Origin of the sequence: Bradyrhizobium sp. (genome assembly GCF_049581145.1) — a bacterium.
Lineage (GTDB): Bacteria > Pseudomonadota > Alphaproteobacteria > Rhizobiales > Xanthobacteraceae > Bradyrhizobium.
In genome coordinates this window covers 1-4,696 of sequence record NZ_JBAURI010000464.1, presented here as the reverse complement: position 1 = coordinate 4,696, position 4,696 = coordinate 1, and the positions used below count along the sequence as shown (strand labels likewise).

At 61.9% G+C, this 4,696-nt stretch carries 4 protein-coding genes; 1 reads left to right on the top strand and 3 read right to left on the bottom strand.

Annotated features, from left to right (window positions below):
- Positions 1-185: 185 nt before the first annotated feature.
- The 3 genes from WCB02_RS15300 to WCB02_RS15290 all read right to left on the bottom strand — a co-directional run bounded on the left by WCB02_RS15300 (position 186) and on the right by WCB02_RS15290 (position 4,252).
- Entirely contained in the window at positions 186-2,489 is a 2,304-nt protein-coding gene (locus WCB02_RS15300; protein WP_423959152.1) for an FdhF/YdeP family oxidoreductase, read from the bottom strand.
- Between the two features lie 216 nt (positions 2,490-2,705).
- A complete protein-coding gene (locus WCB02_RS15295; protein ID WP_423959151.1) occupies positions 2,706-3,119 on the bottom strand; it encodes a hypothetical protein in 414 nt (137 codons plus the stop codon).
- Positions 3,120-3,223: 104 nt separating this feature from the next.
- The gene (locus tag WCB02_RS15290) at positions 3,224-4,252 is read right to left on the bottom strand and encodes an AI-2E family transporter (RefSeq protein WP_423959149.1); all 1,029 of its coding nucleotides are present in this window, start codon (positions 4,250-4,252) and stop codon (positions 3,224-3,226) included.
- Between the two features lie 226 nt (positions 4,253-4,478).
- On the opposite strand from WCB02_RS15290, the gene WCB02_RS15285 reads away from it, so the two are divergent.
- On the top strand, positions 4,479-4,696 hold a 218-nt coding region (locus WCB02_RS15285; RefSeq protein ID WP_423959148.1), incomplete at its 3' end, for a hypothetical protein.

The following is a 4,696-nucleotide window of genomic DNA, read 5'->3' as shown; positions in this document are numbered from 1 at the left end:
GGTGACGCTGTTTCTGCCATCCAATGCGCTCGACCAGATTTTGGGTTCGACCATGGCGTCGAACAACCATACAGGTGTTGTTTTCAAACCGCGTCCGCTCGCGATCGCGATCATCTTCGTCGGTCTGTTCTCGAGGTCGCTTGCATCCACCTGGGCATCGTGACAGGGATCGCCGATCTACGGCGTCACGCCAGGATTTCCACCGGTGTTCCCTTATAGGCCGGGGTCTGCGAATTCTTTTCGTGGTAGCCGAGCGGCACCAGAGGGTTGAGCTCGGGGTAATAGCCGGCGACGCAGCCCGGCGGCAGGTCGTACGCCGTCACCGCCAATCCGTTCACGCGCCTCGTGAAGCCATCCTGCACCGCGCAGACCAGGTCGACCTTTTGTCCCTCGGCGAGGCCGAGGCGGGCCATTTCATCGAGATTGATCAGGACGATGTCGCGGCTGCCCTCGAGCCCGCGCAAGCGGTCGGAGAAGCCGTAGATCGTGGTATTGAACTGGTCGTTCGAGCGAAGGGTGATCAGGGTCATGACATCGCGACCGGCGGGCGGCTCCCCCAGCGCCGAGAGGGTCGTCGGCACCGTGAATTGGGCCTTGCCGCTTTGCGTCTTCCACGTCCGCTCCCGCGCCGGATTCCCTCTGTAGAACCCGCCCGGCTCGAACAGCCGGTCGTTGAAGCGCGCAAAATAGTCTGGATAGGTCTGGGCGATCAGGTCGCGGATCAGGTCATAATTTCCGGTCCACTCCTCCCATTTCAGTCTGGGATTCGCCGGCAGGGTCGCCTTGGCGAGGCCTGCCACAATCGCCGTTTCGGATTTCAATTGCCTGCTCGGCGGTTCCGCAGTGCCGAGCGAGCCATAGATATGCGAAAGCGAGTCCTCCACCGAGACCGCCTGAGGGCCGCTGGACTGGATGTCCGAGTCGGTGCGTCCGAGGCAGGGCAGGATATAGCTCACCTGCCCGGGTGTGAGATGGGAGCGGTTGAGCTTGGTCGCGACGTAGACGGTCAGGCGCAGTCTGGGCCAGACCTTTTCCATCCGCTCGCGGTCGGGCAGCGCACGCACCAAGTTGCCGCCCAGCAAGATCATCGCCTTCACGCGATCGTCCAGGATTGCCTCGCAGGCATGGACCGCGTTCAGGCCATCCTCTTGGGGCGGGTCGATGCCGAACAGCTCCCGCAGCTTCTCGGCCGGCATGTGCGCCGATTTTTCGCCGATGCCGACGGTGCGCTGTCCCTGCACGTTGGAGTGACCGCGGACCGGCGAGATGCCGGCTCCGGGCCGGCCGATATTGCCGCGCATCAGCAGCAGGTTGCAGAGCATCCCGAGGTTCAGCCAGCCGTTGACATGCTGGGTCAGGCCCATGCCGTAAATCCCTATGGCCTTGTCCGCGGACAAGTATATCTGCGCCGCCTCCTCGATCATGGCGCGGCTCAGACCCGAATGCCGCTCGATCTCGTCCCAGGACGCGGCGCGCACGGCCGCGGCGGTTTGCTCGAAGCCGGTGGTTTCGCGGGCGATGAAATCGCGGGCCAGCGCGGTTCCGGGCGCGGCGTCCTCGGCGGCGAGCACGCATTTCATGAGCCCGGCAAGCACCGCGATGTCGCCCCCGGGGCGCACCTGGTAGTACTTGTTGGAGATGCGCGTAGCCGATCCTACCGTCATCTGCACGATGTTTTGCGGGTCGACGAATTCGATCAGGCCGCGCTCGCGCACAGGGTTGAAGGTGACGATGCGGCAACCCCGCTGCACCGCGCTTTTCAGGACGTGGAGGAAGCGCGGGCTGTTGCTGCCCGTGTTCTGGCCGAAGAAGAAGATCGCATCGCAGTGATCGAAATCCTCCAATGTGCAAGTTCCGACCGGCGTGCCGATGAAGGTTTTGAGGTTCACCGACGTCGTCTCGTGGCACATGTTCGACGATTGCGGAAGGTTCTGGTGGCCCATCGCCCGCGCGAACAGCGCGTAGAGATAGGACGCTTCGAGGCCGGCATGGCCGGAGGCGTAGAACACGGCCTGTTTGGGATCAGCGAGGGCCTTGAGCTCGCGGCCGATCTCCTCGAATGCCGCGTCCCACGACACCGCACGGTAGCAGTCGCGGTCGGGATCATAGCGCATCGGCGCGGTCAGACGGCCGGCCGTTTCGAGGTCGTGATCGTGCCAATTGCGCAGCTCCGTGAGCCTGTGCTGCGCGAAGAAGTCCGGATCGGCGCGGCGCTCGTCCAGCTCCCACAGCGTCGCCTTCGCGCCGTTCTCGCAAAATTCGAAGGTGTGCGGATTGGCCGGTTTGGCCCAGGCGCAGGAGGGGCACATCACGCCCTTCGGTTTGTTCAATTTCGCCAGAATGCCGAGCGCACGGGTCGAACTGGATGCCTCGCCGAAGATGCGAGAGACGCCGCGGAGAGATCCCCACCCGCCGGCGGCGTCGCTGTCGTGCGGCGTCTTGGGATCCTGGTCGATGGCGCTGTGGCGGGGCGGGGATGTCAGGGTCATGGACGTGCCTCATATACCTTCGAACCGGATCATACATTGAACCGGATGGGCGCTCGCTGGTTCCACAGGTGAGAGCGTGGCTTCAGGGATTCGAGCGTCGTAACACCGCGGTCGTGCTTGCTGCTCGCCCGACACACGCGGCGCGCAGTCAGTGTCGCCGCACGACGTCGCGGCCCGGCAACCGACATGCCGGGCCGGACCGTACGGTTCAATGACTCAATGACTGCCTTGGCTTGGGTTGCTCGTATTATTGGAATTACTGGAATTCGAGGTGGAATTGGAGCCTTGACCGACCGTATTCGGCCCGTTAGTGCCCTGGTTGGTATTTTTGATCTCGTTCTCGCTGACCTCCGTGATGGAATCGGGATTGATCACCATCATGACCGGGTTGTTGTTCTGATCTTCAGCGCGAACGAGGAAGGAGCTCGGCATCAGCTTGATGTTCTTGAAGCCCGCGTGCTCCAGATTCGTCTTGATCTGCTGAGCGATCTTGGCCGTGGTTTCCGGCGAGGGTGTCGAGGAGCTTTGCTGTGGGTTGGCAGCGGCGGGGGTCTGTGGATTGCTCGTGCCTTGCGCGAGGACCGGAGAGCTCAGCAGCAGGCTTGCTGCTATGATGACGATACGTTGCATGCTTTATTTCCTTGTTTGTCGCCCCGAGCCACAACTGGTCGTGAGTTGTGAAGTTCCTGAGATTTTGGGGTCGACTTTCGTCGGACGCCGCTTGTTGCCTCTGGTCAGGAGGTCGTTTCGCCCGGGAGAGAGGTAGGCTCACCAAGTGTCTCGCGCACGTAAAGTCGCTTCACCGCGATGAAGGCCATCACGGTAATCGGTGCAGCGAAGATGATCGCGACTTCGCCGAAGATAAAGCTGATCGCAACGATGCTGAGCAGCAACACCGCGGGAGGGACAAATACCATGCGCCGCTGGATTATCGGGACGATCACATTGCCCTCGATCTGGTGAATAATGACGTAGGCGATGATCGTCCAAAGCACCGCGGAAGGACCGCTGGTCACCGCGACCAGAATGGCCGGAATCGAGGCGATGATCGGCCCCAGATAGGGGACAAATTCGGCCACGCCCGCCATCGCCCCCAATGCGAGCGGCGAGGGCAGGCCGATCAACCAAACGGCGAAAGTCGAGAGCGCGCCCACGAGGAGCATCTGGATGCCTTGGCCGAGCAACCAGAGACGCAGCGCTCGGCCCAAGTCATCGATGGTCTCGCTGGCAAGCTGACGTGATGACGGAGGAAAGAGCAGTTCCGCGCCTTTACGATATAGCTCGGGCTGCACCGCAAGGTAGACACCGGCCGCCACGGTAAAAAGCACCGCCTCCATGAAACGGGCGCTCAACTGAACGACATTGCTTGCCATGTAGGTCAGCGAAAAACTGGCGCCGTCCAGGTGCGATAACAGCAACCGGCCGAGCTGCGTCCTGTGCAACTCGTCCGTTATTCCGCTTGCTGCGCTGTCGGCACGATGGAAGACGTCCTGGAGTTCGGAATTGAGATGCGTCCCGAACAGGAAACCTGCTCCGCCAATCGCGAGCAAAAGAAGGAGGCCCGAGAGCGCAAGGGCGGCGCCTCGCGGCAGACGGCACCATCGCACGAAGGGATCGCTCACGAGGTCAAGCAACAATGCAATCAGCAGCGCGCCAATGCAGATGAGGACGAAATCGCGAAGATACCAGAGCAGGAATGCGAGATATGCAAGAGCGATCGCGATTGCCGCTCGCTTGACGAATTTGGGGTGTGCCGAGTCCATGACCCTATCGCATTGACGGTATCTTCACGGTCAACGGACGGAGAACGACCATGTTCCTCGCTCTGTCTTGGTGGTGCCCGGCGCCTGGATCATGCCGTTGCGGTGCGGGGCCAAGGGGCGGGGCTCCGGCATTCCCCTCGCAGACAGAAAAGCAGTCAGTCCGTTACCGTACCAAAGCGATCCCAATTCGGAACCGGGCCGAGGCGCTCTCATTGGACTGGGGTCTATGTCCGCCATCGGCATCGAAGCTTGTGCCCCGAAAGGAGTGTCTATGAGATACGTCACGATCACCGCGGCCGTCCTGATCATCGCGGCTCCATCAGCCTACGCGGCAGAGCAGGCCGGCAGGCCCGCTTCAGCCGACCAGCAGTTTGTCGACCAGGCCGCCAACATCAATTTGCTCGAGATCGATGCGGCTCACCAAGCCGAGCAGAAAGCAGCGGA